This is a genomic window from Aeromicrobium sp., assembly GCF_036676885.1.
Lineage (GTDB): Bacteria > Actinomycetota > Actinomycetes > Propionibacteriales > Nocardioidaceae > Aeromicrobium.
In genome coordinates, this window is record NZ_JAKFCB010000172.1 from 1 (window position 1) to 2209 (window position 2209).

The following is a 2209-nucleotide window of genomic DNA, read 5'->3' on the forward strand; positions in this document are numbered from 1 at the left end:
TCCGCCGGGTCGCGCTGCTGCCGGAGGTCGGCTTCAAGTTCGGCCGCTGGCTCGACCTCGCCTACCTCCAGCTGTCCCTCTAGCCCGTCCGGCCCCTAGCGCGACCGTCCCCTAGGGAGGCCGCCCGCGGCCGACATCCCCGTCCCCTAGGGAGGCCGCCCGCGGCCGACCGGGAGCGAGCTCTGCGAGCGAAGGGCAGTGAGGCGACATGCTCGCCCAAGCGCCTCGGCTTACGCCCCTTCGGTCGCTAGCGCTCCCTCCCGCGACTTCGTCGCTAGGGGCCGGGCTACTCGAGGAAGCCGTCGGCGACGAGCTCGCGCACCGAGCCGGCGTACGTACGTCTGAGGTCGGCGGCATCGCGGTCGAGCAACGACGCGAGCGCGTCGAGGATCTGCCCCGCCGTCAGGTCGCCCTCGCTCGCGCTGACCAGACCCGCCTCGACCGTGTCGACCTGGCGGGCGCGGCGTACGCCTTGCTGGAGGCGCAGGATGATCGACTCGGGGTGCTCGGCGCCGACCGGCCCGCGGGTCTCCTCGACGAGGTCAGGCGCCTGGCGGAAGGCGTGCCCGAGCAGGGCATCGTCGTCGAGCCCGCGCAGCAGGTCGGCGCGGCGACCCCAGGCGGCCACGGCCGGGCCCACGGGCGGCGCGACCTCGCCGGCCCACTCCTCGAAGCGGCGCACCGGCGTCGCCCCGGTCTTGCGCATGCTGAGCCAGCCGAAGCCGACCGCCTCGATGCCGGCCTCGGCGAACCAGTCGAGCCAGGCGTCGTAGCGCTGCACGTAGTCGGGGGCCGAGGCGAGCCCGGCATCCGCGAGCCACATCTCGACGTACTCCGACGGGTCGACGAGCTCGCGTTGCACGACCCAGGCGTCGAGCGGCTGGTCCGCGAACCATTCCTCGAGCCCGTGCTGCCAGGCGGTGTCGGAATGGTGCGCCCAGTTGGCGAGGATCTGGCACCAGCCACCCTCGTTGAGGTGCGCGGCGGCGTTCTCGACGAGGTGCCGCACGACGCTGTCGCCGGGCATGCCGGAGTCGCGGTAGACCAGCACCTCGCCGCCCGGGGGCGAGATGACGAACGGCGGGTTGGTCGCGATCAGGTCGAAAGTCTCTCCGGCGACCGGCTCGAACAGGCTCCCGTCGCGTACGTCGATGTCGAGGCCGTTGAGCTGGGCCGTCAGCCGGGCCATCGCGAGCGCCCGCGGGTTGACGTCGGTCGCCACGACGTGGTCGGCGTGCTGCGCCAGGTGCAGGGCCTGCACGCCGCAGCCCGTGCCGAGGTCGAGCGCCCGGCCGGCCGGCTCGCGGATCGTCAGCTGCGCCAGGGACGACGAGGCCTCGCTGATGCCCAGGACGTAGTCCGACCTCATGGGCGCCTGCTGGGCGTCGAGGCCCGGTGTCGGGTCGCACACGATCCACCAGTCGTGGTCCTCGTCGCCGTATGGACGTACGTCCACCAGCGCGCGCACCTCGCCGCCTGAGCTGCGGAGCATCCCGGCGGCGACGAGCGGCTCGACCAGGCCGGGCAGGGCGGCGTCGGCGCGGTCGCGGCCGACCGGGACCTGCAACGCGAAGAGCCGCACCAGCGTCGCCAGGTCGCCGCGGCCGCTCGTGGCTCGCCGCGCCGGAACGGTCTGGTTGCGGCCCAGGGCTCGGTGGGCGTCCTCGCCGAGCAGGGCGAACACCGCATCGACCGTGAAGTCCGCCCGGGTCAGCGCCGCGCGGAGGTCCTGGACGTACGCGGCTTCGATCATCCGCCCAGCCTGTCAGACCCGCCCGACCCAGTCGCGAGTGGCGCAAAAAGACCCGGTTGGGACAGTCCAACCGGGCCAATTTGCGCCACTCGCGGGGCGTTGGTGCGACTAAGCCGAAACCTTCTCCGGCTCGGGCTCGTCGATGATGCCGGCCTCGAGCGCGATCGGGCGACGCTTCGAGACGTACACCGCGATGGCGATGATCAATGCGGCGCCACCCGCGATCGAGTATCGGATCCACTCGTTCTCATCGCTGCCGTAGCTGTACTTGATGACCACGGGTACGACCAGCAGGGCCACCAGGTTCATGACCTTGAGGAGCGGGTTGATCGCCGGTCCGGCGGTGTCCTTGAACGGGTCACCGACGGTGTCACCGATGATCGTCGCCTCGTGGGCGGGCGATCCCTTGCCGCCGTGGTTGCCGTCCTCGACGAGCTTCTTGGCGTTGTCCCACGC

Annotated in this window: 2 protein-coding genes; both read right to left on the bottom strand. The window is 72.0% G+C overall.

Features of this window, described 5'->3' with window-relative positions; genetic code table 11:
- Positions 1-286 precede the first annotated feature (286 nt).
- Positions 287-1753: a class I SAM-dependent methyltransferase gene (locus V6M46_RS08245; protein WP_332663654.1), complete on the bottom strand. Its 1467-nt coding sequence runs from the start codon at positions 1751-1753 to the stop codon at positions 287-289.
- 108 nt (positions 1754-1861) lie between these two features.
- Positions 1862-2209 (bottom strand): sodium/proton-translocating pyrophosphatase (locus tag V6M46_RS08250; RefSeq protein WP_332663655.1); only part of this gene is annotated, 348 nt, incomplete at its 5' end.